15 protein-coding genes and 1 pseudogene are annotated in these 25,145 nt (G+C 64.0%); 11 read left to right on the top strand and 5 right to left on the bottom strand.

Annotated features, from left to right (window positions below; translation table 11 throughout):
* Positions 1-11: 11 nt before the first annotated feature.
* Positions 12-830: pseudogene (locus ACTUWL_RS13250) on the bottom strand (MBL fold metallo-hydrolase).
* 174 nt (positions 831-1,004) lie between these two features.
* Between ACTUWL_RS13250 and ACTUWL_RS13245 the strand changes: the two are divergent.
* Positions 1,005-1,943, top strand: a complete 939-nt coding sequence (locus ACTUWL_RS13245) for an alpha/beta fold hydrolase (protein ID WP_021080279.1) — start codon at positions 1,005-1,007, stop codon at positions 1,941-1,943.
* Between the two features lie 8 nt (positions 1,944-1,951).
* Here the strand turns inward: ACTUWL_RS13245 and ACTUWL_RS13240 are convergent, their stop codons facing one another.
* Together ACTUWL_RS13240 and ACTUWL_RS13235 are read right to left on the bottom strand one after the other, a co-directional pair.
* Positions 1,952-3,472 (bottom strand): hypothetical protein, encoded by a 1,521-nt coding sequence (locus ACTUWL_RS13240; RefSeq protein WP_021080280.1) that lies wholly within the window; start codon positions 3,470-3,472, stop codon positions 1,952-1,954.
* On the bottom strand, positions 3,469-4,221 hold the full coding sequence (locus ACTUWL_RS13235; protein WP_021080281.1) for an ABC transporter ATP-binding protein: 753 nt from the start codon (positions 4,219-4,221) through the stop codon (positions 3,469-3,471). The genes ACTUWL_RS13240 and ACTUWL_RS13235 overlap by 4 nt, the downstream gene beginning before the upstream one ends.
* Before the next feature lie 290 nt (positions 4,222-4,511).
* On the opposite strand from ACTUWL_RS13235, the gene ACTUWL_RS13230 reads away from it, so the two are divergent.
* The 7 genes from ACTUWL_RS13230 (at position 4,512) to ACTUWL_RS13200 (ending at position 13,318) form a co-directional block, all read left to right on the top strand.
* Positions 4,512-5,387: a branched-chain amino acid ABC transporter permease gene (locus tag ACTUWL_RS13230; protein WP_021080282.1), complete on the top strand. Its 876-nt coding sequence runs from the start codon at positions 4,512-4,514 to the stop codon at positions 5,385-5,387.
* Between the two features lie 10 nt (positions 5,388-5,397).
* Positions 5,398-6,549, top strand: coding sequence for a branched-chain amino acid ABC transporter permease (locus tag ACTUWL_RS13225; RefSeq protein WP_021080283.1), 1,152 nt, complete (start codon positions 5,398-5,400; stop codon positions 6,547-6,549).
* Positions 6,546-7,304, top strand: coding sequence for an ABC transporter ATP-binding protein (locus ACTUWL_RS13220; RefSeq protein WP_021080284.1), 759 nt, complete (start codon positions 6,546-6,548; stop codon positions 7,302-7,304). Before ACTUWL_RS13225 ends, ACTUWL_RS13220 begins: the two co-directional genes overlap by 4 nt.
* 10 nt (positions 7,305-7,314) lie before the next feature.
* Positions 7,315-8,094, top strand: a complete 780-nt coding sequence (locus tag ACTUWL_RS13215; protein ID WP_021080285.1) for an ABC transporter ATP-binding protein — start codon at positions 7,315-7,317, stop codon at positions 8,092-8,094.
* Positions 8,095-8,223: 129 nt separating this feature from the next.
* A complete protein-coding gene (locus ACTUWL_RS13210) occupies positions 8,224-10,062 on the top strand; it encodes an AMP-dependent synthetase/ligase (RefSeq protein WP_021080286.1) in 1,839 nt (612 codons plus the stop codon).
* A gap of 81 nt (positions 10,063-10,143) precedes the next feature.
* Positions 10,144-11,343, top strand: a complete 1,200-nt coding sequence (locus tag ACTUWL_RS13205; RefSeq protein ID WP_021080287.1) for an ABC transporter substrate-binding protein — start codon at positions 10,144-10,146, stop codon at positions 11,341-11,343.
* A gap of 385 nt (positions 11,344-11,728) precedes the next feature.
* The gene (locus ACTUWL_RS13200; protein WP_021080288.1) at positions 11,729-13,318 is read left to right on the top strand and encodes an ATP-binding cassette domain-containing protein; all 1,590 of its coding nucleotides are present in this window, start codon (positions 11,729-11,731) and stop codon (positions 13,316-13,318) included.
* Positions 13,319-13,469: 151 nt separating this feature from the next.
* Here the strand turns inward: ACTUWL_RS13200 and ACTUWL_RS13195 are convergent, their stop codons facing one another.
* Positions 13,470-14,216 (bottom strand): transglutaminase-like cysteine peptidase, encoded by a 747-nt coding sequence (locus tag ACTUWL_RS13195; RefSeq protein WP_021080289.1) that lies wholly within the window; start codon positions 14,214-14,216, stop codon positions 13,470-13,472.
* 592 nt (positions 14,217-14,808) lie between these two features.
* On the opposite strand from ACTUWL_RS13195, the gene ACTUWL_RS13190 reads away from it, so the two are divergent.
* Both ACTUWL_RS13190 and ACTUWL_RS13185 read left to right on the top strand, forming a co-directional pair.
* A complete protein-coding gene (locus tag ACTUWL_RS13190; RefSeq protein WP_021080290.1) occupies positions 14,809-18,963 on the top strand; it encodes a VCBS domain-containing protein in 4,155 nt (1,384 codons plus the stop codon).
* A gap of 107 nt (positions 18,964-19,070) precedes the next feature.
* Positions 19,071-21,305 carry a CHASE2 domain-containing protein gene (locus ACTUWL_RS13185; protein WP_021080291.1) on the top strand — a complete coding sequence of 745 codons (2,235 nt, stop codon included), beginning with the start codon at positions 19,071-19,073 and terminating at the stop codon, positions 21,303-21,305.
* Between the two features lie 279 nt (positions 21,306-21,584).
* Here the strand turns inward: ACTUWL_RS13185 and ACTUWL_RS13180 are convergent, their stop codons facing one another.
* A complete protein-coding gene (locus ACTUWL_RS13180; RefSeq protein ID WP_021080292.1) occupies positions 21,585-23,192 on the bottom strand; it encodes an ABC transporter substrate-binding protein in 1,608 nt (535 codons plus the stop codon).
* Positions 23,193-23,436: 244 nt separating this feature from the next.
* On the opposite strand from ACTUWL_RS13180, the gene ACTUWL_RS13175 reads away from it, so the two are divergent.
* Positions 23,437-25,056 (top strand): ABC transporter substrate-binding protein, encoded by a 1,620-nt coding sequence (locus ACTUWL_RS13175; RefSeq protein WP_291734306.1) that lies wholly within the window; start codon positions 23,437-23,439, stop codon positions 25,054-25,056.
* Positions 25,057-25,145: the final 89 nt, after the last annotated feature.

Raw genomic sequence — 25,145 nt, 5'->3', positions numbered from 1 at the left:
GAACAGAGACCTTACACGCCGTCGAGGATGATGACAGTCGGCGTCATGGGCAGCGTGTCGCGCGAGATCCTTAAAGTCCGCTCGCCGCCGCGGCGGTCGATCTCGAATTGCTGGCCGATCAGGTGCATGAACTCGTCGAGCGGGGTGGCGAAGCGGTGCATCGGCAGCACCACCGATGCCCGCAGCCGCTTGGTGATCGCGGAGATGCCGTCGAGTGACATCGTGTAGGTGCCGTCGATCGGCACCATCACGATGTCGAGCCGGCCGATCGCCGCGAACTGGCTGTCGTCGAGCTTGACGTGGAGGTGGCCCAGATGGCCGATGCAGAGGCCGGCGACCTCGAAGATGAAGATCGAGTTGCCGTCCTTGATCATCTCGCCGCCGGGGTCCTCACCCTAATAACGGCGGATGTCGGTCGTGACGTTGCGGATATAGACGTCGCCGATGCGCTCGGCGTAATGCGCGGCCTGGCCGTTCTCGCCCCAGCCATGCAGCACGTGGGCGATCCTGGGATCGGGGAACAGCGTGTAATGCGTCGCATGGGCGCGGTTCATGGTCGCGACGTCGGGCAAGCGCCCGGTCTGGTAAACGCCGTTGTAGTCGGTCGCGATCCGGACGCCGCCGGGCGTGTCGATATAATAGGTCGAATGGCCGGCATAGGTGATCGCGACCTCGTCGGCTTTAGCCGCTGCGACGCGCCGATAATTCACCGGGACGGCGCGCGGCGGAGCATTGGCCATCGCCAGGCATTCGCTGCGCTGGGCGTCCTGCGCGAAGGCATGGACGGTCAATGATCCCAGCAAGACGAGCGCGGCAAGCAATCTCAGCATGAGCTGTTCCGTCTTCGGCGATATCGGCCGATACGAGACTATCGCGCAATTGGCTTGCCGTCATGATGAGGCCGGCGCATCGCTCCATGGCGCTGACTGCAACACGATCCAGGCGATTCTTGCTCCGGGACGCGCTACCATGCCGCGCAGACATCGGAGATCAGGGAGTTCTGCGTGACCGACGTTGCCCCTACGCCGCGCGCGTCATCGACCAAGCGGCTCGAGCCATTGCGCCATGTCGACGCAGGCGTGCTCAACATCGCCTATTACGAGGCTGGTCCGGCCGACGGCCCCGCCGTGATGCTGCTGCACGGCTTTCCCTACGATATCCATTCCTTTGTCGACGTCGCGCCGATCCTGGTCGGGCAGGGCTGCCGGGTCATCGTGCCGTATCTGCGCGGCTACGGACCGACACTGTTCCGCGACAAGGCAACGCCGCGCTCGGGCGAGCAGGCCGCGGTCGGCGCCGACCTGATGGCGCTGATGGATGCGCTCGGCATCGAGCGTGCGGTATTCGCCGGCTATGACTGGGGCGGCCGTGCCGCATCGATCGGCGCCGCGCTGTGGCCGCAACGCTGTAGCGGACTGGTCTGCACCAACGGCTACATGATCCAGGACATCGCGCACGCAATGCAGCCGGCGCCGCCGGAGCGCGAAGTGCCGCTCTGGTATCAGTATTATTTCCAGCTCGAGCGCGGCCGGGCGGGGCTTGCCGCGAACCGGCGCGGCATCGCAAGGATCCTGTGGTCGCAATGGTCCCCGACCTGGACGTTCGACGAGGCCTGCTTCGAGCGGACGGCAGTGGCGTTCGACAACCCTGATTATGTCGACGTCGTGATCCATAGCTATCGGCATCGCTACGGCGTTGTCGAAGGCGACCCGCAATATGCCGCTGTGCAGCGGCGGCTCGACGCCTTGCCTGTGATCACGGTCCCAGCCATCTCGCTCGACGGCGCCGATGATGGCGTGACGTACGTGAGCGACGGCAGCCGCACCGCGGCAAAATACACAAGCCGCCTGGCCTATCGCGTGATTCCGGGCGCCGGCCACAATGTCCCGCAAGAGGCGCCGGAGGCATTTGCCGCGGCGGTAATCGAGGTGATGAGGGCCTAACCTCGGTCTCACGCCTGTCGCGGGCTGATCTTCCAGGCGATGGCGAGCGTCAACAGCGTCAGAATGCCGCTGGCGAGCGCGACCACCGGGATCGTCAGGGCCAGCGCCGCGGTCGCGGCCCAGCCGATCGAGGAGAAGGCTTCGGCGAAGGTCGCGATGCGGGAGGAGGTCTGGCGCCGGCGGAACTGGCTGCGCTTGGCCTGCGCGCGGAACCAGAGCTGGACCGCGGCGGCGGATGCGGTCGCGATGATGATCGCGATCGCCGTGACCACGGCCTGCCCTGGCGAGGCGAAGGCCAGTGCGGCCACCAGCGGCGCGAACACGACGGCGATGGCGATCAGGACGACCTCGACCTTGGCGCGGGTCACGCGTGACGGCGGCAGCGGCGCGGTCGCCACCAGATCGGGCGCGTCCTCGCCCGAGATGGTCAGCCACGCGAGCCCGCCGGCGAGTTGGCCCGCGGCCATCACCACGACCGGCGTGATCAGCACGATCGCGGTCGACGTGCCGGAGAAGCTTCGCCACAGCATCAGCGCCGGCGGCAGCAGATAGAGCATCTGCATCAGGCTCTGCGACAGTAGCCACGGGTCGCGGCGCAGCAGCAGGAACTCCTTTCGGCGCAGCGCCTGCTGCCGCGAGCCGGGCCGGAACGTGCGGGCACGGCCCTGTGCGACCGCAGCCGGATTGGCGGCAACGCGGGCGACCGTGTCGGCAAACCGCGGCGCGAACGCCGCCATCACGGCGCCGAGCAGCACGAGGCTTGCTGCGAGCAGCAGCAGCATGATTTCGCGATCGCCGAGCGCTGCGCGCGCCGGCCACCAGAGCGGGCTATCGGGGGCAGGGGCGATACGTGCCGCGGTATCCGAGGTCAGGAAAGCAAAGCGCGACAGCGTGCCGTAGGACAGCACGGCGACGACCTGCAGGGCGATGACGAACCCGGCGCCGATCACGGCGGAGACGATCTGCGCCACCAGCCGCGTCCGGCTCGGCCCGATCACGCGAAACAGCAACGCGGTGACGGCGATCGCCGCGGCAGCCGCCGATAGCCCGATCGCAAGGACGACGCCGAAACCGGCGAGCCAGCGCGCGCCGCCGAGATAGACCAGCACGTCGATGAACGGCGTCGACAGCAAGAGCGCCATGCTGCTCACCGTCAGCGCGATCGCGGCAATCCGGATCGAGAAGATGTTGGTGAGCTTGGCCGGCGACGACATGATCAGATCGAGATCGGCACGGGCATAGAATACCCGCGTCACCGACTCGATCGCCTGCGAAAGCATCAGCGCCCAGGACAGGAAGATCGTCGCGGTCAGCACGATCAGCGAGGACGGATCGAGCGGAAACCGCAAGTCGACATAGCGGGCGACCACGGCATAGGCCGGCAGATGCAGGATCGCCGCGAAGACCAACAGGCCGATCACGGCGTGATTGCGCCGCCGCCGGCCGCCGGTCATCATCGCCAGCCATTCGCGCCAGGCCAGGCGGAATTCGTGGCGGGCGAACCAGGTGAGATGGGCGGTCGAGCTCACGCGGCCGCCGCTTCGGTATCGACCAGCGCGATGAACATGTCTTCGAGCGTGGTGTCGTTGCGGCCGTTCTGCTCGCGCAACTCGGCAAGCGTGCCCTCGGCGATCAGCCTGCCGGCCGCGATCACGCCGATCCGGTCGGCCATGCGTTCGGCGACTTCGAGAATATGGGTCGTCATGATCACGGTGCAGCCGGCCCGGACGCGCTCCTGCAGCAGCCCCTTGACGTGACGCGCCGACAGCGCGTCGAGGCCGGTCAGCGGTTCATCGAGAATGATTAGGCGGGGGTCGTGCACCAGCGCGCCGGCGAGCGCCACCTTCTGGCGCATGCCCTTGGAGAAGCCTTCGCAGCGCTCGTTCAGATGCGGCTCGAGCCCGAGCGAGATCAGGAGATTGCGTGCCGACTTCTCCGAGGTGCGGGGATCGATGCCCCACAGGCCGGCGACGAATTCGAGGTATTCCAGCGGCGTCAGCTTGTCGTAGATCATCGGCTCGTCGGACACCCAGGCCATGATCTGCTTGGCGGCGACCGGATCGGCCAACGCATCGATGCCCAAAATCGACACTGAGCCGGCATCGGGCCGCAATAGCCCGGCCACCATGCGCAGCGTTGTGGTCTTGCCGGCGCCGTTCGGCCCGAGCAGCGCATAGAACTCGCCGACACGGATGGTGAGATCGAGCGCGTCGACCGCCGGGCGATCAAAACGCTTGGTTAACCCTCGCACGGCCAGTGCGGACAGTTGCGACGTCATTGTGTGGCGATCCCGGATTTCGCTCGTCGGTTGCGCAACTTGGACAAAAACCGTTTCGGTGCAGTGAATCGCACGGGGCAAATCGCAGGCGATATCCGTATTACTCCGTGCTGCGGCATACCTCCGCAAATGTGATGATACAGCGGGATCAGGGGTTTGTTGACAGGGATCGGGCCATTTGGCTCAATCCGGGCGGACGTAGGTGGCTTTCAGCGCTTCCGACACAAGGGCGTGAAGGCGGGATGCAACGAGCGATCGGATAAGAATCGCCGGGCATCGGGGAGGGAACGATGCTGGACTTCGTTCAGCAGCTCGTCAGCGGCATCGCGCTCGGCTGCGTTTACGGCCTGATCGCGCTCGGCTTCGTGCTGGTCTACAAAGCGACCGAAGTCGTCAATTTCGCGCAAGGCGATTTGATGATGCTGGGCGGCTTTTTCGCCTTCACTTTCATCGGCATGCTCGGGCTGAATTACTGGGTCGGCTTCGCCGGCGCGGTGATTTGCATGGCGCTGTTCGGCATGCTGGCCGAGCGGCTCGTGGTGCGGCCGATCCTCGGCTATCCGCAATTCTCCATCATCATGGCGACGATCGGGCTCGGCTATTTCCTGCGCTCGGTCGCCGGCATGATCTGGGGCACCGACGACTTCAAGATCGAGACGCCGTTCAGCCAGGGCGTGTTGCGGATCGGCAGCCTGGTGCTCGCCTACGACAAATTGTCGGTGATCGCGGCGACCATCATCCTGTGCGCGCTGCTCTATCTGTTCTTCAATCGCACCACGCTCGGCACCGCGATGCGCGCCAGCTCCGAGAACATGCTGGCTGCCTATTACATGGGCATCCCGGTCAAGCGCGTGGTCTCGATCGTCTGGGCGATCTCGGCGGCGGTGGCAACCTGCGCCGGCGTGCTGCTGGCGCCGATCACCTTCATCCATTCCAATGTCGGCCTGGTGCTGGGACTGAAGGCGTTTCCGGCCGCGGTGCTCGGCGGCTTCGGCTCGATCCCGGGCGCGGTGGTCGGCGGCGTCCTGATCGGCGTGATCGAGAGCATGGCCGGCTTCTATTTGCCGCAAGGATGGAAGGACGTCGCGCCCTATATCGTGCTGCTCGCGGTGCTGCTGCTCAAGCCCGAAGGCCTGTTCGGCCTTCACGTCCGAAAAAAGGTTTGAGGAGCGACATATGCGGTTTCTCTTCAAGACCGATTACGAAGACGACATCAGGCTGTTGCCGCATTCCGGCTACGTCTATTCCTACGGCCTGCTGCTCGCGGTGCTGCTGATCGCGCCCTACGTGCTGTCGAGCTATCTGATGAGCCAGCTGGTCTTCGTCTGCATCTATGCGACCGTCGGCGTCGGGCTGATGATCCTGACCGGCTTTACCGGACAGGCCTCGCTCGGCCACGCCGCCTTCCTGGCGATCGGCGCCTACACCGCGGCCTATCTGCAGCAGTTCAACGTGCCGTTTCCGGTCTACTTCCTCGCCGCGGGGCTGTTGACCGGCGTCGTCGGCGCACTGGTCGGATTTCCGGCGCTGCGGCTGCAGGGCATCTATCTGGTGATCGCCACGATCTCGTTTGCCTTCATCGTCGAGGAAATCCTGGCGCGCTGGGAAAGCGTGACCAACGGCAATGAGGGCATGCGGATCAAGGCCATGCAACTGCTCGGCACCACGGTGTCGCGCGACGGCCCGACCTTCTATTATATCTGCCTTGCGGTGCTGGTGCTGACCATCGTCGGCACGCTCAATCTGCTGCGCTCCCCGACCGGACGGGCCTTTGTCGCGATCCGCGACAGCGAGACCGCAGCGCGCAGCATGGGCATCAATGTCGCGCTCTACAAGGTGAAGTCGTTCGCGATCTCGGCTGGTATCACCGGCTTGGCCGGCGTGCTGTTCGCGCACAAGCTGTCCTTCATCTCGCCTGAGATGTTCACCTTGCAGCTCTCGATCGAGTTCATCATCGTGATCCTGATCGGCGGCACCTTCAGCCTGCACGGCGCGGTGCTGGGCGCGATCTTCCTGGTCATGATCGATCCGTTCCTGACCTACCTGAAGGACGACATGCCCAGCGTGATCGCTGGCACCGCGGCCGCACTGGGCGCGGGCACGGAGCGCGCCGGCCGCATCCAGGATGCGGTCGCAGCCTTCGCCTCGGCAAACGGGCTGAAGGGCGCGATCTACGGCATCATCATCGTGGTGTTCGTGCTGTTTGAACCCCTCGGGCTCTACGGCCGCTGGCTCAAGATCAAACTCTTCTTCCAGCTCTTCCCGCTGTACAAGCGCGCCACCTTCAAGCGGCAGAAGATCTATGTGAAATCGGAGCGGAACCGATGAGCTATTTCCGCGCCGAGAACCTGTCGTTGCATTTCGGCGGCCTCAAGGCGGTCGATGCCGTCAGCTTCGCGGTCGAGAAGGGCGAGATCCTCTCGATCATCGGGCCGAACGGCGCCGGCAAGAGCTCGATCTTCAACCTGATCTCGCGCATCTACCCGCCGACCTCGGGCCGGATCTTCTTCGAGGATCAGGACATCACCCAGCAGCCGGCCTACGATATCGCGAAACTCGGCATCGCGCGCACCTTCCAGAACATCGAACTGTTCGAGAACGCGACCGTGCTGAGCAATCTCCTGGTCGGCCGGCATCGCCATTCGACCACCCGGCTCTGGCAGGAGCTGCTATTCCTGCCGAGCGTCCGCGCCGGCGAGAAGGCGCATCGCCGCCGGGTCGAGCAGGTGATCGAATTCCTCGACCTCGAGCCTTACCGCGACAAGCTGATTTCGGGCCTGCCTTACGGCGTGCGCAAGGTGATCGAGTTGGCGCGCGCGCTGTGCTCGGAGCCGAAGCTGATCCTGCTCGACGAGCCGTCGTCAGGCCTCAATGTCGAGGAGACCGACGACATGTCGTTCTGGATCCGCGACATGAAGAGCGAGCTCGGCATCACCGTGCTGATGGTCGAGCACGACATGACACTGGTCAACCGGGTCTCCGATCGCGTCATTGCGCTGAATTACGGCCGCGTGCTGGCGATGGGCTCGCCGTCCGAGGTGCAGCACCATCCCGACGTCGTCGCAGCCTATCTCGGCGCATGAGGATGATGCCATGAGCACACCGGACATCATCCTGAAGCTTTCCAACGTCGAAAGCTATTACGGGCCGATCATGGCGATCCGCGGCATCAGCCTCCAGGTGCCGCGCGGCCAGATTGTGACGCTGCTCGGCGCCAATGGCGCCGGCAAGACCACGGTGCTGAAGACGATCTCCGGCATCCTCGACCCGCAGAAGGGCTCGATCGAATTCCTCGGCAAGCCGATCCAGCGCATGGAGGCCGATCGGATCGTGCGGCTCGGCCTCAGCCATGTGCCGGAGGGGCGCGAGGTGTTTCCGTTCCTGTCGGTGCGCGAGAACCTGATGATGGGCGCCTATCTGCGCCGGGACCGCGACGGTGTGGCGCAGGACCTCGAGCGCGTCTACGGCTATTTTCCACGGCTGAAGGAGCGGCTCGGCCAGCCCGCCGGGCAGTTGTCGGGCGGCGAGCAGCAGATGCTGGCGATCGGGCGGGCGTTGATGAACCGGCCGACGCTGCTGCTGCTCGACGAGCCGTCGCTCGGGCTGTCGCCGATCCTGGTGAAGGAGATCTTCACCATCATCCGCCGCGTCAATCAGGAGCACGGCATGTCGATCCTGCTGGTCGAGCAGAACGCCAAGATCGCGCTGGAGACGGCGCATTACGGCTATGTGCTGGAGATCGGCCGCGTCGTCATGAACGATACCTGTGAGCGGCTGATGAGTTCACCCGATATCCAGGAGTTCTATCTCGGCGCCAAGGAAGCCGGCGCGCGGGGCGAGCGGCGCTGGAAAAAGAAGAAGACGTGGCGTTAGGGAGGTTTGGTGCTGACTAAAGTTGGTTTGGCACTGAGAGCGAGTCGGAGTTAGATTTCAGGCCTGTTTCGCGAACAAGACCGGCAACAAGGCCGGCGCGTGAGACGGGCGGCAGAGGAGGGAGCGCGCATGGCAGGACCAGCGGTGCTGACGGTCGCCGACACGATCGCGAGGAGCTTTCTGCTCGCGGTGCAAACGCGCGGCGACAGGCCCGCGATCCGCGAGAAGAAGTTCGGCATCTGGCAGCCGACCAGCTGGCGCGAATGGCTTGAGATATCCAGGGACATCGCCTGCGCCCTGCATGCGACCGGCTTCCGCCCCGGCGACGTCGCCTCGATCATCGCCAACGCGGTGCCGGAATGGGTCTATGCCGACATGGGCATCCTGTGCGCCGGGGGCGTCTCCTCCGGCATTTACCCGACCGATGCGGCGGCGCAGGTCGAATACCTTCTCAATGATTCCTGCACCCGGGTGATCTTCGTCGAAGACGAGGAGCAGCTCGACAAGGTGCTGACCTGCCGGTCGCGCTGTCCGACGCTGGACAGGATCGTGGTGTTCGACATGGAGGGCCTCTCCGGCTTCTCCGATCCGATGGTGCTGTCGCTCGCCGAGTTCACGGCACTCGGCCGCAATCATGCGCAGGGCAATGATGCCCTGTGGGATGAAATGACCGGCAGCCGCACCGCGTCCGATCTCGCGATCCTGGTCTATACGTCGGGCACCACGGGCCCGCCCAAGGGCGCGATGCACTCCAACCGCAGCGTGACGCACCAGATGCGCCACGCCAACGATCTCTACCCTTCGACCGACAGCGAGGAACGGCTGGTGTTCCTGCCGCTCTGCCATGTCGCCGAGCGGGTCGGCGGCTACTACATCTCGCTCGCGCTCGGCTCGGTGATGAATTTTGCCGAAAGCCCGGAGACGGTGCCGGATAATCTGCGCGAGGTGCAGCCGACCGCGTTCCTCGCGGTGCCGCGGATCTGGGAGAAGTTCTATTCGGGCATCACCATCGCGCTGAAGGACGCGACCCCGTTCCAGAACTGGATGTACGCCCGCGCGCTCGCGATCGGAAACCGGATGACCGAATGCCGGCTGGAGGGCGAGACGCCGCCGCTGTCGCTGCGGCTCGCCAACCGTGCCGCCTATTGGCTCGTGTTCCGCAACATCCGCCGCATGCTCGGGCTCGACCGTTGCCGGATCGCATTGACCGGCGCGGCGCCGATCTCGCCGGATCTGATCCGCTGGTATCTCGCGCTCGGCATCGACATGCGCGAGGTCTATGGCCAGACCGAGAATTGCGGCGTGGCGACCATGATGCCGGCGGACCGCATCAAGCTCGGCTCGGTCGGCAAGGCCGCGCCCTGGGGCGAGGTGATGATCTGCCCGAGGGGCGAGATCCTGATCAAGGGCGACTACCTGTTCATGGGCTATCTCAACCAGCCGGAGAAGACCGCCGAGACGATCGACGCGAAGGGCTGGCTGCACACCGGCGATGTCGGCACGATCGACAATGAAGGCTTTGTGAAGATCACCGACCGGATGAAGGACATCATCATCACGTCAGGCGGCAAGAACATCACGCCGTCCGAGATCGAGAACCAGCTCAAATTCTCGCCCTACGTCTCGGACGCGGTCGTGATCGGCGACAAGCGGCCATACCTGACCTGCCTGATCATGATCGATCAGGAGAATGTCGAGAAATACGCCCAGGACCAGGACATCCCGTTTACCAACTACGCGAGCCTGTGCCGTGCCCGCGAGATCCAGGACCTGATCCACCGCGAGGTCGAGGCGGTCAACGCGAAGTTCGCGCGGGTCGAGACCATCAAGAAATTCTACCTGATCGAACGTCAGCTCACCCCAGAGGACGAGGAGCTGACGCCGACCATGAAGCTGAAGCGCAGCTTCGTGAACAAGCGCTACGCGGCCGAGATCGACGCCATGTATGGCGAACGCGCAGTCGCGTAGCAGGCGATAAGACGTTTGGCGAAGGAGCGAGAAGGCCCGACCCTTCGCTCACCATGGGCCGTTGTGAAGGAGGAGACTGCAATGTCGAAATCGCTGAAGGCGCTGGGCTTTGCGGTCAGCGCGCTGGCGCTGACCTGTCTGCCGGCCGCAGCCCAGACCAAGGTCACCAATGAAGGCATCTCGCCGGCCGAGATCGTGATCGGAACGCATCAGGACCTGTCCGGCCCGATCAAGGTCTGGGGTGTTCCGGTGTCCAACGGCATGAAGATGGCGGTTGAGGAGATCAACGCCAGCGGCGGCATCAACGGCCGCAAGATCAGGATGATTCTGGAGGACAATGGCTACGACCCGAAGAAGGGCGTGCTGGCCTCGCAGAAGATGGTCGAGCGCGACAAGATCTTTGCGATGATCGGCTCGATGGGTTCGGCGCCGACGCTGGCCGCGCAGGACATCCTGTTCGATGCCGGCGTGCTGCAGCTGTTCCCGCTGACAGCCGCCGAATTCACCTTCAAATTCGATCCGAGCAAGCCGCAGGAACGGCTGAAGTTCAACAACCTGCTGCCCTATGTCGAAAGCACGCGCGCCGCGCTCAAATACATGATGGACTGGAAGAACTTCAAGAAGCCCTGCATCCTGCATCAGGACGACGAGTACGGTAAGAACGTGCTCGACGGCTTCAATCAGCAGCTCGCTGCGATGAAGGTGCAGCCGGCTTCGACCACAAGCTACAAGCGCGGCGCCTCCGACTTCTCGGCGCAGGTTGCCAAGATGAAGGCCGACGGCTGCGATCTCGTCGTGCTCGGCACCGTGATCCGCGAGACCATCGGCGCGATGAACGAGGCCAGGAAACTCGGCTGGGACGTGACCTTCCTCGGCGCTACGCCGACCAACGTGCTCGAAGTGCCCGCGCTCGGCAAGGAAGCCGTCGAGGGCCTCTATGCGGCCTCGGGCTTCGAAATTCCCTACGAGGACACCGCCAAGGGCAAGGTGAAGGACTGGCTCGTCAACTACAAGAAGATGTTCAACACCGACGCCAACACCCAGGCGATCATCGGCTACAACGCGGTGATGACGTTCGCGTTCTACGCCCAGAAGGCGGGCAAGGATCTCACCGGCCAGAAGATGCTGGATGCGCTGGAGTCAGGCGACAAGTTCCTCGACATTTTCAGTTCGCCGCCGACCAAGTTCTCCAAGACGGATCATCTCGCCAACACCATCACCCAGGTGCAGCAGGTCAAGGGCGGCCGCTGGGTTCTGGTGAAGGATAACCTGATGTTCTAGTCCAGAGCATGATCCGGAAAAGCTGACACTGGATTCCCGAGAGGATCATGGCGTTGTGGGAAGAGGCCGCTCAAGCGAAGCGGCCTCTTCGTCGGATGGGATCGAGCTAGCAACCATCCGAACTGAGGAGGACAACTCCGCCGGCCTCGGCGAAGCCCTGCATCAGACCCGGGGCGAAAGCCTTGTAGGCGGGAGTATCCATGTTCCTCATGCCGCCACTGACGGCCTCGAACTGCTCAGCGGTCAACGCGAGGCGAGGATCTGACTAGGACGTGGTATTCGAACGCATGTTGTTCTCCTGAGATCGTGGGATGATGGAGGCAGGCGACCGGCCGTCAGCAGCCCTGTCCGCCTACGACCCAGACGGTTGCGCTGGGAGCGGTGCTTGCAAAGCCTCTCAGGAACGCCCTGCACGGCCGCGCTTGCGGCGAGGCGCGTGGCCGCGCGTGCGCTCCATCACAAAACTGCGCTCTCCATCGCCGGCCTGCAGGTCGTGCAGGGGATGGCGATGCTGCGGCTCGAGGGCCTCGCGGAATACAGGCTTCAGGCGGCGCTGATCGATCGGCTGCTCAGGTTGCCGGCCTCCCTGTTTCGCGATTACACGGCAGGCGATCTGGTGGATCGATCGATGGGCATCGACGCCGTCCGCAAGACGTTGACCGTCCATAATCTCCGCGGCCTCACGGCGCTTCTGTTCTGCCTCTTCAGCATCGCCCTGATGTTGTATTACGACGTCAAGCTGGGGAGCATCGCCGTTCTGCTGGTGGCGGTGCGTGCGGCCGCGATCATGGCCGCCGGCGGGCTGCGTATCTATTACGAAGCCCGCTACCTCGATCTGCAGGGAAAGATCGGCGGCTTCGTTCTCCAGTTGATCACCGGCGTTGGCAAGCTGCGTGTGGCCCGGGCGACCGGACGCGCGCTCGCCCTGTGGTCGGAACGCTTCTCGGTCCAGAAGCGCTATTTCACCGCGTCGCAGAAGGTCTCGAATGCGCTCAGCGCGTTCGAGAGTTCCTATCCGACACTTGCGACGCTCGTCATCTTCGCGATTGCCTTCCATGACAACAGCGAGATCCTGCGCGATCTCGGCGCTTTCCTCGGCTTCCTGGCGGCTTTCGGCCAGACCTTGGCATCGGTCGGCAACTGGGCGTCGAGCATCAGTGAAGCGCTGGTTGCCGTCCCGCAGCTGGCGCGGTTGAAGCCATTGATGTCAACTGCCGCCGAGATCGGCGAAGAGCGCAGGCCACCCGGAGCGCTGTCCGGTGAGATCGAGCTTTCCGGCGTCGGCTTCCGATATGCGCAAGGTGGTCCGCCGGTGCTCGACGATGTCACGTTGAAGATTCAGCGCGGAGAATATGTCGCCATCGTCGGCCCGTCGGGCAGCGGAAAATCGTCGCTGCTGCGATTGCTGCTCGGCTTCGAGCAGCCGGAGACGGGCTCCGTCTTCTATGACGGCAAGGCGCTCAACACGCTGGACATCAGTGCGGTGCGCCGACAACTCGGCGTGGTGCTTCAGGACACCAAATTGGCGACGGGCAGCCTCTACGAGAACATCTGCGGCGGCATCGATCTGTCGCAGGACAAGGCCTGGGAGGCAGCGAGGCAGGCCGGTCTCGACACCGACATCCAGCAGATGCCGATGGGTATGCATACGCTGGTTTCCGAAGGCTTCAACACGCTCTCCGGCGGCCAGCGGCAGCGGGTCATGATCGCCCGGGCGCTTGCGCGGGCGCCTCGGATCCTGCTCTTTGACGAGGCGACCAGCGCGCTCGACAATCGGACACAGGCGATCGTCGCAGCTTCGCTGGAGCGGCTTCCTATCACGCGCCTCGTCATCGCACATCGATTGAGTACCGTACGCCAGGCCGACCGCATCATCATGCTGTCGGGCGGCAAGGTGGTCCAGGTGGGAAGTTACGCCGAACTTGTCGCGCGCCCTGGCCCGTTCGCGGACTTCGCGGCGCGCCAGCTGCTCTAAAGCATGATCCGGAAAAGTGCGAAGCGGTTTTCCGAAAAGATCATGCTCAAACAAAGGTCTGAAGCGCGATGATGATTCAACCAAATCTCATCGCGCTTTAGGTCCGGCTCAGCATTCCGATGTCGCCGCCGGCGGCAGGCGTCGCCTCAGTTCACCGCGCTTGAGGCCGCCACGCGGTCTCGGCGACGAGCCGCGCATCGCCATACCGGTTGACGCCGTTCTGGTCGATCACAAAGGTCGGCCGGAAGCTCCTGATATCGGTGTCCTCGATCATCGCCATGCGGCGGTTGTCGAGCATCAGCCAGTGGCCGTCGAGCCGCGCCGCGACTACGGCGTGGTCCTCGCCGCCGAGCAGGTCATGCATGACCACGATGCGCAAATCGTCCGGCGCGACGCCGGCCTTGGCGAGCGCGACGAACTTCGCGATCGCATAGTCTTCGCAATCGCCGCTGCCGCGGGCGAATGTGGCGAGCGGCGTGGACCAGACGTCTGGCTCGCCGTAGGTCGCAAGATCGCTGCCCGGGCGGATCGCCAGATTGATCGCGCGGTTGATCTCACCGAACCGGGCGCGGCCATCGCGTGCCCGGCCGGCATCGACGATCGCCAGGAACCGCAGCGCCTCAGGCGATGCGCAGCCCGCGCGGTCGCTTTCGCAGGCTGCAAGCTGCGCCAATTCGTCGGCCAGCTGGCGCTGCACCCCGCGCCATTTGTCATGCAGGCCGCCGCCGGCAAGCAGGTTGGTCGCCAGGCCGAACGGTTCGGTTGATTGTCTGAGCAGGGTCGCCGGGCCGGGCGACAGGAGCGAGGCGGCATTGAGCTCGACAATTGGCGCGGCCAGAACCAGGCCGAAGCCTAACACGACGGAGCGCAGCGCAAACGAGCGAAGCGAGAATCCCATGTGACACCCCCTGTCCGCTCATCGGCGGGTGGAGATTACACCGCGCACGCGACGGATCGTTTGATGCCGACAGCATCGCAAACGACCCTTCGAATCGACTTAAGAGGTGGGAAATCCGGGCAGGAGGCTGAAGGGCGCGTGGCCCGGGTCCCGAAAACTTTACCGGTTTGTGAAACGAACCCGCGAACCTTTTTCCACCGCGAAACGCCTCATCCTTGCCTACTGGTTAACCCGGCCAATCCGCGCATGGGATAGCTGCGATTTGTAAGCCAAGTCACAGCTTTAGCCGGAAAAATCGGGTCAAATGCCCTCTCGGGGCTGCGGGGAAATAAAGGCAAGTACAGAAATGCCAGTCAATACCACGAATACGTGGCTCACTACCCATCTTGGCTCAAATCCCATCTCATGGTACCGTCAGGCGAGTTCGGAATACACGACTCATGTGAGAGTGAGCCAAGTCACATCCGCTCAAACCGCGCGACCGGAGCACCTTGCGAAAGCAAAGGATGGTTTCGCCAAGCTTTATCCGATGATATGCAGGCGTAATCATTCGGATATTTTACCAATATTAACCCTCGTGCGGTGATCCGCAGTGAACTTTGTCGAGAAATTCGACGGCCATTTGCCGAGCGCGGACGCTTACGCCCGCGGATCGGCATACGTCGAAAGCGTTACCTCGAATGCTCCGCCTGGCGCGATCACGGTCGACGACGGGCAATTGCTGTTCACCGGCGACTTCAAGCGAACCGGGCTCGATCTCGTCATCTCGAAGGACGATCGGGAACTCGTCCTGCACGACTATTTCAAGGGCGAGAAGCGCGCGGCGCTGGCCTCGCCTGAAGGCGCGCACCTCACCGGCAACCTCGTCAACGCACTCACCGGTTACACCCAATATGCCCAGGCCGGCGGCGCGGCGGAGCCGGCCAAGGTCATCGGCCATGTCACCAAGCTCACGGGCGGCGCCACCGCCATCCGCAACGGCGTCGCTGTTGTCCTGAACCAGGGTGACAACGTCAACAAGGGCGATGTGGTGCAGTCGGGCAGCGACTCGACGCTCGGCATCACCTTCATCGACGGCACCGTGTTCGGTCTCGGACCGAACGCCAAGATGGTGCTGAACGAGATGATCTACGACCCGAACGGGTCGAGCAATTCGTCGCTGATGAGCCTCGTCTCGGGCACCATCTCGTTCGTCGCCGGCGCCACCGCCAAGCATGGCGACATGAAGGTCGATACGCCGGTCGCGACCATGGGCATCCGCGGCACCGCGGTGCTGGTCGAGATCGATTTCGACGTGCAGGGCTCGGGCGGCGTGCCGCCGGCCAAATTTCAGGTGCTGGTCGAGCCCGACGGCAGCACCGGCTCCTACATCCTGTTCGACAAGACGACGCTCAATCCGATCGCAACCGTCGATCAGGCCGGCACCCAGACCATCGTCAACGGCCAGGGCAGCGTCAGCTTCGTCTCGTCGGCGCAGCTGTCGACCGATGCGCAGAAGCTGATCTCGGACGTCTTCGCGCTGAAGTTTACCGACAACAACAATCCCAACACCAAGCTTACGACGAACTTCACCGACAGCATCGTCCCGGTCACGACAATCCTCAAGCTCGCGACCGGCGATGTGATCCTGCCGACAAGCTTGCTGCTGGCCCTGACCGGCAATGCCGGGCCAGAGGCCGCTTCCGCGAAGCCCGACCACGCTCCCGGTGCGCCGCATGTCGTGACCCAGAATGCTTCGTTCACCGAACAGGCCGGGCTGACCCATAGCGCGCTGCCCGACACGGTGACCGGCCAGATCACCTGGACGGACGTCAATCTCGGCGACAGGCCCAGTGCGGCGGTCAGCTTCAGCACGTTCAGCTACCACGACGCCGGCGGCAAGGACGTGACCTCGCAGCTGACGGCGGCGGAACTGGCGGCCATCAAGGCGGTCGAGATCCCGTTGCTGCTGCAGAGCGATCCGAACAACACCAATGTCGGCTCGGCGACCTGGACCTACAGCCTTGCCGACGGCGCCTTCGACTTCCTGGCCGCCGGCGAGACCTTGACGCTGACCTATCTGGTGCGCGTCGATAACAACTATGCGCCGAGCAACGAGACCGCGTTCAAGACCATCACCATCACGATCACCGGTACCAACGACACGCCGGTGGTGACATCTGCGCCGCAGGTCGCTTCGATCACCGAGCTGCCATGGACGACGAATTCCGCCGCGCCGGATACCGCGCACGGCGCGATCACGTTCACCGATGCGGATCTGACCGACACGCATACGGTCACCATCACCGGCGTCACCGAAGCCGGCGTCACCACGGGACTCGCCGACCACGCCACCGTGCTAAGCTGGCTGTCGCTGGGCGCGCTGACCGATTCGACCGATGGCGTGATGGGATCGCGCGCCTGGACGTTCTCGGCAACCGACAAGAGTTTCGATTATCTCGCCGCCGGCGAGACGCTGACTCTGGTCTACACGATCCAGATCGATGACCAGCATGGCGGCGTCGTCACGGTCCCCGTCACGATCACGATCGTCGGCACCGACGACAAGCCGGTGATCACGTCGCCGACGCAGGCGGCAACCATCACCGAGGTGCCGGAGACGACCGGTTCGGTGAGCCACGATACCGCGTCCGGCACGGTGACCTTCACCGACGTCGATCTCAGCGACACCCACAGCGTCACCGTCGCCGGTGTCACCGAAGCCGGCGTCACGTCAGGGCTCCCCGATCAGGCGACGGTGCTGAGCTGGATGTCGCTCGGCACGCTGAAGGATTCGACCGGCGGCGTGACCGGAACGGACGTCTGGACTTTCTCGGCCGCCGACAAGAGTTTCGACTATCTCGCGGCCGGCGAGAAGCTGACGCTGACTTACCTGATCCAGGTCGACGACCATCATGGCGGCGTCGTCACCCAGCCCGTCACCATCACCATCACGGGCACCAACGACGTTCCGACATTCACCACCGAGCCGCAGACCGCGACCATCGCCGAGCAGCCCGATACGACGGGTTCATCGAAGCCGGACGTGGCCCAGGGCGTGGTGGGATTTGCCGACGTCGATCTCAGCGACACCCACACCGTGTCCATCACCAGAGTGACCGAGCAGGGGACGACCACGGGCCTGCCTGAGAGCGAGCCAACGATCCTGAACTGGCTGTCGCTTGGGGCGCTGACGGATTCGACCGGCCATGTGACCGGATCGCAGGCCTGGACGTTCTCGGCCGCGGACAAGAGTTTCGACTATCTCGCCGCCGGCGAGACGTTGACGCTGACCTACACGATCCAGGTCGACGACCATCATGGTGGTGTGGTCAGCCAGCCGGTGACGATCACGATCACCGGCAGCAACGACGTGCCGACGGTCACGTCGGCGGCGCAGACGGCCAGCATCGCCGAGCAGCCCAACACCACGGGCTCATCCAAGCCGGACAGCGCATCGGGCGTGGTGACCTTCACCGATGTGGACCTCAGCGACACCCACACGATGACCATCACCGGCGTCGCCGAAGCCGGGGCGACCGCAGGCCTGCCCAAGGATCAATCCACCATCCTGAACTGGCTGTCGCTGGGGACGCTGACGGATTCGACGAACGGGATGACCGGATCGCAGGCCTGGACGTTCTCGGCCGCGGACAAGAATTTCGACTATCTCGCCGCCGGCGAGACGCTGACGCTGACCTACACGATCCAGCTCGACGATCATCATGGCGGCATCGTCAACACGCCCGTGACGATCACCATCCACGGCGCCAACGACGCGCCGACGCTCGCCGACGTCAATGCCGGCACGCTGACCGATACCGCCGCCTACGACACGTTCAGCCCACTCACCGGCACGCTGCACGGCCACGACGTCGACGACGGCGAGACGGCGACGCTGACCTATGCCGCCCTCAATTCCGACCACGCCGCGGTCACGCAGATCACAGGTCTCTACGGCTTGCTCACCGTCAACCCCAACGGCACCTACAGCTACGTTCCCGATGCTGCCGCGATCAACGCGCTGCCCAAGGGGACCTATGCCGACACCTTCACCGTCGAGACGGTCGACGTGCACGGCGCCGTCGGAACGGCGACGCTGACGGTCGACGTCATCGGCGCCAACGATGCGCCTGTGATCCACACCGACAACATCAGCATCACCGAGAATCCAAACGGGACGGACACGATCTCCGGCCTCACCGTGACGGATATCGACGCCACGGCTACCGAGAACTTTCTGCTGGCGGCGACGACGGTCGGTTCGGGCAGCAGCGTGACACCGCCCGCGCAAGCGGGGCACCTCGCCGACATCAACGCGGCGCTGGTATCGTCGGCACTCACCTATCACCCCGGCACCGCGCCGACCGACACCGTCACGCCCTCCGTGACCGACGGCAACGGCGCGAGCGATACGGTCAACCTGATCTTCAACGTCCAGCAAAATCCGACCGCGCCGGTGACCCTGACCAGCACCGCTGGCAAGGACGTGCTGTTCGGGACGGCGGGTTATCAGGACCAGTTCGTGTTCGCGCCGAACTTCAACCACGACACGATTTTGAACTTCAAGCCCGGCATCGACCATATCGATCTCACCGCGGTGGTATCGACGGGCGATGTCGATACCTGGATCAGCCAGCACGTCGCGGCATCGCCGACCAACGCGGCGGATACCCTGATCACGATCGACAGCGCCGACACCATCACGCTGCGCAACGTCAGTCCCGCGGCGCTCGGCCACAACGACTTCCTGCTTCACGTCACGTGACGGCTGTGCGGCCGTGCCGCCATCGGCGGTGCGCCGGATCTGGCTGGTTGTGCAGCGCGCATGCCTGCTCCATTGGAACAACTCGCCGTGCGTGATATCCAGATGGCATGAGACGGCTGAAGGCGATACGAAGGTGGTTCGGACGGCGCTTCGGCTATGCGCGGCTGGCCTGCGTGGCGCTATTGGTCGGCTTTGCCGCGCTGCGGGCCGCCGATCCGGCTCCGGTGCAGGAGATTCGCGTCAGGACGTTCGACACATTTCAGGTGCTCGAACCCCGGAAGAAGACCGCGCGGCCCGTCACCATCGTCGATATCGACGAGAAGAGCCTCGCCGATCCCCGGCTCGGGCAATGGCCGTGGCCGCGGACGCGGCTCGCCGACATCGTCATCAACCTGACCCGGCTCGGCGCCGTGGTGATCGCGTTCGACTCGGTGTTCTCCGAGCCCGACCGCCTCAATCCCGATATCGCGGCCGATACGTTCAGCAGCCTCGATGAGGAGATGCGCGCCAGGCTGCGGCAGCTACCGAGCAATGACAGCATCCTGGCCGACGCCATCAAGAACTCGCGCGTGGTGCTCGGCGAATCCGGCGCGCCCAATGTGCGCGCCGACCTCAACGAAAAGCTGCCGGTCACCGGGCTTGCAATGCTCGGCGAGGAGCCGCAGCAGTTCATGTTCGAGTTTCCCGGATTGTTGCGCAACGTGCCGGTGCTCGAGGAGGCCGCCGCCGGGCGGGGCCTGTTCACGATCAGGCCGGAGCGCGACGGCATCGTCAGGCGGGTGCCGATGATGATGGTCGCGCAGGGCGTCACCATGCCGTCGCTGACGTTCGAAATGCTGCGGGTGGCCGGCGGCTCCGGCACCATCCTGATCAAGGCCGACAAGGGCGGCATCCAGAGCCTCGGCATCACGGGCTTTGCGATCCCGACCGACCTCTACGGCCAGCTCTGGATCCATTATGCCCGCCGCGACCCCTCGATCTATGTTTCGGCCGTCGATGTGCTGGATGGGCGGGTCTCGCCGGACAGAATCGCCGGCAAGCTGATCCTGATCGGCACCTCCTCGGTCGGGCTGAACGACATCAAGACCACGCCGGTGACGCCGGCCATGCCCGGGGTCGAGGTTCATGCCCAGGTGCTGGAGAGCGCGCTGACCGGCGACGTCGTTTCACAGCCGAGCTACGGCATCGCCATCGAGTTCTTTGCCGCGATGATCATGGGGCTGCTGGTCATCGCCTTCGCGCCGAAATTCGGTCCGGTGACGCTGGTCGTCGTCGGCGGCCTGTTTGCCTCGGTGCTGATCGGTACGTCCTGGTATTTCTATTCGCAGCACCGGCTCCTGATCGATTTCACCTATCCGCTGATGTCGACCACGGCGATCTACCTGACGCTGATCTTCTCCGCCTTCGTGCGCGAGCAGCAGCAGCGTCGGCAGATCAGGTCGCAGTTCGTGCAGTACATGTCGCCCGCGCTGGTCGAGCAGCTGGCGCAGTCGCCGGAGCGGCTCGTGCTCGGCGGCGAGGAGCGCGAGATGACAATCATGTTCTCGGACATGCGCGGCTTCACCTCGATCTCGGAGACCTACAAGAGCGATCCGCAGGGCCTCACGGCGCTGATGAATCGTTTCCTCACACCGCTCTCCAACGCGATCCTCGCCCGCAAGGGCACCATCGACAAATATATGGGCGACGCCATCATGGCGTTCTGGAACGCGCCGCTCGACGACAAGCAGCACCAGCTCAACGCCTGCGACGCTGCGCTCGACATGCTGGAGCGCGTCGACGACCTCAACCGCGCGCGCGAGCAGGAGGCGAAGGAGGGTGGCCACGTCTATGTGCCGCTCAACATCGGCGTCGGTCTCAACACCGGCACCTGCGTGGTCGGCAACATGGGCTCCGATGTGCGCTTCGACTATTCGGTGTTCGGCGACAGCGTCAATCTGGCCTCGCGTCTCGAGGGGCAATCCAAGGAGTACGGCTTCCCGATCATCGTGGGGTCGAAGACCGCGCTCGCGGTGAAGGAGAAGTTCGCCATCCTCGAGCTCGACTTCATCATGGTGAAGGGCAAGAAGGAGCCCGAGGTGATCTATGCGATCGCCGGGCGTGAGGACGTCGCCGGCTCCGGCCGCTTCCAGCGGCTGCGCAACCTGACCATCGAGATGCTGGCCTGCTACCGCAGCCGCGATTGGGATGGCGCGCTCGCCGCGATCGAGCGTGGCCGCAAGACCGACGAGGCGCAGGCCTTGCAATATCTCTACCGCCTCTACGAGGCACGCATCCGCGCCTTCCAGAAGGAGCCGCCGCCGGATGATTGGGACGGCGCATTTGCGTTGACGACGAAATAGGCGTCGCAAACTCGCTGTCGTCCCGGCCTGCGCCAAGCATGATGAGATTAGATCGAGCTGGAACGGCGTTGAAAGTTCACCTCTCCCTTGGGAGAGGTCGATTTGCGCAGCAAATCGGGTGAGGGGTTGCGGTCTATCGCGAGAGCGGGAGCCCTCACCCGGATTGCTGCGCAATCCGACCTCTCCCCGGCGGGGAGAGGTGAACCAAGACCGCGCCAAGGCGATTCAACCAAATCTCATCGCGCTTTAGGGCCTGCGCCGGGACGACGATGGGGAGATCTACTCCAGCCCGATCTGCGTCAGGTCCTGGAACCAGTGCTGCGCCTGCACGAAGGTCTTCACCTTCGGCGACAGCGCGTGCGGATTGGTGTCGTGCACCACCCAGACCAGCGCGGCGTCGTCGACGATCAGCGCGTGCGCCTGCGCCAGCAGTGCGTCTTGTTTGGCGCTGTCGAAGGTCTGCTTGGCCTCGTCGATCAAGGCGTCGACCTTCGGATTCTTGTAGCCGCCCCAGTTGACGCCCGTCGGCGCCACTTGGCCGGAATGGAAGAACCGCACGATGGCGTAGAGCGGGTCCGAGGTGACATAGGCGATGTTGTTGGCGGTGATGCCGGCATTCATCTCGTCGGCTGCGCCCTTGCGCCAATGCGAGTACAACGTCTCGAGCTCGACCACCTTGAAGTCGATATCGATGCCGATCTCCTTGAAGCTTTGCTGCAGGAATTCGTTCATCGGCAGCGACAGCATCTGCCCGGTGCCGCCTTGGGCGATGATGAAGGTCGTCTTCAGCGGCTTGTCCTTTGAATAGCCGGCTTCCTCCACCAGCTTCTTTGCGGCCGCGAGATCGTATTTCAGCTCGAAGGTCGGCTTGCCGAACCACGGGCTCGACGGGTCGACCTGGCCCTTGGCCGGCTTGGCGAGGCCGCTCATCAGGCCGACCACGGCGTCGCGGTCGATCGCGAGGTTGAGCGCCTTGCGCAGGCGGATGTCGGTCCAGGGCGAGCCCGGAAGCACGCTCAGATGATAGTTCCAGACATGCGGCGTCACATTGTCGACGATCCTCATGCCGGCGGCCTTGAGCTGCGGTACGGCGTCGGGCGCCGGCGTCTCGATCAGATCAACCTGCCCGGCGAGCAGCGCGTTGGTGCGGGTCAGCGCCTCCGGCATCGGGATCAGGATCAGCTTGTCGGCCTTTGCCAGCCGCTTCTTGTCCCAATAGTCCGGGTTCTTGGTCAGCTCAGCGAGCTCGCGCGGCACCAGCTTGGTCAGCTTGAACGGGCCGGTGCCGGAGGGCTGGCTTGCGAACTTGTCCCAGTCCTTGCCGAGCTTGTCGTATTGCGCCGGGCTCGAGACCAGGAACCAGAGCATCTGGTAGGGAAAGAAGGAATCGACTGTCTTGGTGGTGATCTCGACAGTGAAGTCGTCGATCTTGGCGTAGCTCGCAACCGAGGGCAGGCGGGTTTTCACCTGCGCGCTCTGCCGCTTGTCGAATTGCGGTGCCTTATCGTTCAGCACCTTGTCGAGATTCCAGATCACGGCATCGGCGTTGAAGTCACTGCCGTCATGAAACTTGACGCCCTTGCGCAGCGTGAAGCGCCACTTGGTCTTGTCGGCATCGTCGACCTTCCATTCGGTCGCAAGCCCGGGCACCAGTTTGCCGGGCCGGTCGGCAACATCCATTTCCCAGGCCACCAGCGGATCGTAGATCGTGTAGGCGGTGAACTGATAGGCGCCGGCACCGCGATCGGGCTGGCCGGTCGTCAGCGGAATGTCGGCCATCGAAATGCCGTAGCGCACAACGGACTCCGCCCGTGCCGACATGCCGGGCCAGCCCGCGGTCAGGGCAAGCGCCATTGCCGCCATCAGGATCGAATTGCGCGCACGCATGTGAAAGGCTCCGTTGGTGGGAAGTCGGAGCCAAAACTTGCAAGCATGATGCCAGAATAGGCAGCATTGCCCCGTCTTAGCCTAAGGTAGGAAGAAATGACGCGCCCGGCGGTTATTTGCTGAAGAACTATTCCCCTTGGCACAGGCATTGCATACGCTTGCCCAAGAAATAATCACCAAAACGTCACCAGACTTCGAAGGGGTTGCTGAGATGCGTAACAACAAGACCAATGCGACGGCATTCATGCTGGCGCTCGCGATTGCTGCCGGCGTGCCGGCGATCGCCGGCGCCGAGACCGTGCTGCGTATTGGCATGACGGCTGCCGATATTCCGCGCACGCTCGGTCAGCCCGACCAGGGTTTTGAAGGCAACCGCTTCACTGGCTTGACGATATATGACGCGCTGACGATGTGGGACCTGTCGTCGTCGGACAAGGCCAGCGCGATGATCCCGGGCCTTGCCACCGAGTGGAAGGTCGACGATGCCGACAAGACCAAGTGGGTTTTCAAGCTGCGTCCCGGCGTCAGCTTTCATGATGGCTCGCCGTTCAATGCCGACGCGGTGGTCTGGAACGTCGACAAGGTGCTGAAGCAGGATGCGCCGCAATACGACGCGAGCCAGGTCGGCGTCACCGCTTCGCGCATGCCGACCTTGGTCTCGGCGCGCAAGATCGACGACATGACGGTGGAGCTGACCACCAAGGAGCCGGACAGCTTCCTGCCGATCAACCTCACCAATCTGTTCATGGCGAGCCCGGCCAAGTGGCAGCAGTTCTACGACAAGGCCGAAGGCGCCGACGCCAAGGCGAAGTCGCAGGCCGCATGGGCCGCATTCGCCAAGGACGCGTCGGGCACCGGCCCCTGGAAGATGTCGAGCTTCACCCCGCGCGAGCGGCTCGAGCTGGTGAAGAACGAGAACTATTGGGACAAGGCCCGCGTGCCGAAGACTGACAAGATGGTGCTGTTGCCGATGCCGGAGGCCAATGCGCGCACCGCGGCGCTGCTGTCCGGGCAGGTCAACTGGATCGAGGCGCCGGCGCCGGACGCATTGCCCGAGATCAAGCAGCGTGGCTTCAACCTCTATTCCAACGAGGAGCCGCATGTCTGGCCCTGGCAGTTTTCCCGCGTCGAGGGCTCGCCGTGGAATGACATCCGCGTCCGCAAGGCCGCCAACCTCTGCATCGATCGCGAAGGGCTGCGCGACGGTCTGCTCGCAGGCCTGATGGTGCCGGCGACCGGCACGTTCGAGCCGGGCCATCCCTGGCGCGGCAATCCGACCTTCCAGATCAAGTACGACAAGCCGGCCGCCCAGAAGCTGATGCAGGAGGCGGGCTTCGGTCCGAACAAGAAGCTGACGGTCAAGATCCAGACCTCGGCGTCGGGTTCGGGCCAGATGCTGCCGCTGCCGATGAACGAATATCTGCAACAGGCGTTGGCGGAGTGCTACTTCGATGTGCAGCTCGACGTCATCGAGTGGAACACGCTGTTCACCAACTGGCGGCGCGGCACCAAGGATCCGTCGGCCAACGGTTCGAACGCGATCAACGTCACCTATGCGGCGATGGATCCGTTCTTCGCGCTGGTGCGCTTCCTGCAGTCCGGCATGGCGCCGCCGGTCTCCAACAATTGGGGCTTCAACAACAATCCGAAGTTTGACGAGCTAGTGAAGAAGGCGCGCCAGACCTTCGAGCCGGCGGCGCGCGACGCGGCGCTCGCCGAGCTGCATGCGGCCTCGGTCGATGATGCGGCGTTCCTCTACGTCGCCCACGACGTCGCGCCGCGGGCGATGAGCCCGAAGGTGAAGGGCTTCGTGCAGCCGAAGAGCTGGTTCGTCGACTTCTCGCCGGTCACGGTCGCGCCGTGATGCCGGCAACGTGATCGGTGCACCCTCTCCCCTTTTGGGAGAGGGTGGCCTCGCTGAAAGCGAAGCCGGTGAGGGTTGTCTCCGCGGAC

This window comes from Bradyrhizobium sp. WCU1 (assembly GCF_053474805.1).
This window is presented reverse-complemented; position numbering and strand designations above follow the sequence as displayed.

Excerpts from the sequence above, each read along its gene's own strand:
- ACTUWL_RS13185 (WP_021080291.1), top strand. The coding sequence starts at position 19,071 with ATGAGACGGCTGAAGGCGATACGAAGGTGGTTCGGACGGCGCTTCGGC.
- ACTUWL_RS13195 (WP_021080289.1), bottom strand. The coding sequence starts at position 14,216 with ATGGGATTCTCGCTTCGCTCGTTTGCGCTGCGCTCCGTCGTGTTAGGC.
- ACTUWL_RS13175 (WP_291734306.1), top strand. The coding sequence starts at position 23,437 with ATGCTGGCGCTCGCGATTGCTGCCGGCGTGCCGGCGATCGCCGGCGCC.
- ACTUWL_RS13215 (WP_021080285.1), top strand. The coding sequence starts at position 7,315 with ATGAGCACACCGGACATCATCCTGAAGCTTTCCAACGTCGAAAGCTAT.
- ACTUWL_RS13205 (WP_021080287.1), top strand. The coding sequence starts at position 10,144 with ATGTCGAAATCGCTGAAGGCGCTGGGCTTTGCGGTCAGCGCGCTGGCG.
- ACTUWL_RS13210 (WP_021080286.1), top strand. The coding sequence starts at position 8,224 with ATGGCAGGACCAGCGGTGCTGACGGTCGCCGACACGATCGCGAGGAGC.
- ACTUWL_RS13220 (WP_021080284.1), top strand. The coding sequence starts at position 6,546 with ATGAGCTATTTCCGCGCCGAGAACCTGTCGTTGCATTTCGGCGGCCTC.
- ACTUWL_RS13230 (WP_021080282.1), top strand. The coding sequence starts at position 4,512 with ATGCTGGACTTCGTTCAGCAGCTCGTCAGCGGCATCGCGCTCGGCTGC.
- ACTUWL_RS13235 (WP_021080281.1), bottom strand. The coding sequence starts at position 4,221 with ATGACGTCGCAACTGTCCGCACTGGCCGTGCGAGGGTTAACCAAGCGT.
- ACTUWL_RS13180 (WP_021080292.1), bottom strand. The coding sequence starts at position 23,192 with ATGCGTGCGCGCAATTCGATCCTGATGGCGGCAATGGCGCTTGCCCTG.
- ACTUWL_RS13225 (WP_021080283.1), top strand. The coding sequence starts at position 5,398 with ATGCGGTTTCTCTTCAAGACCGATTACGAAGACGACATCAGGCTGTTG.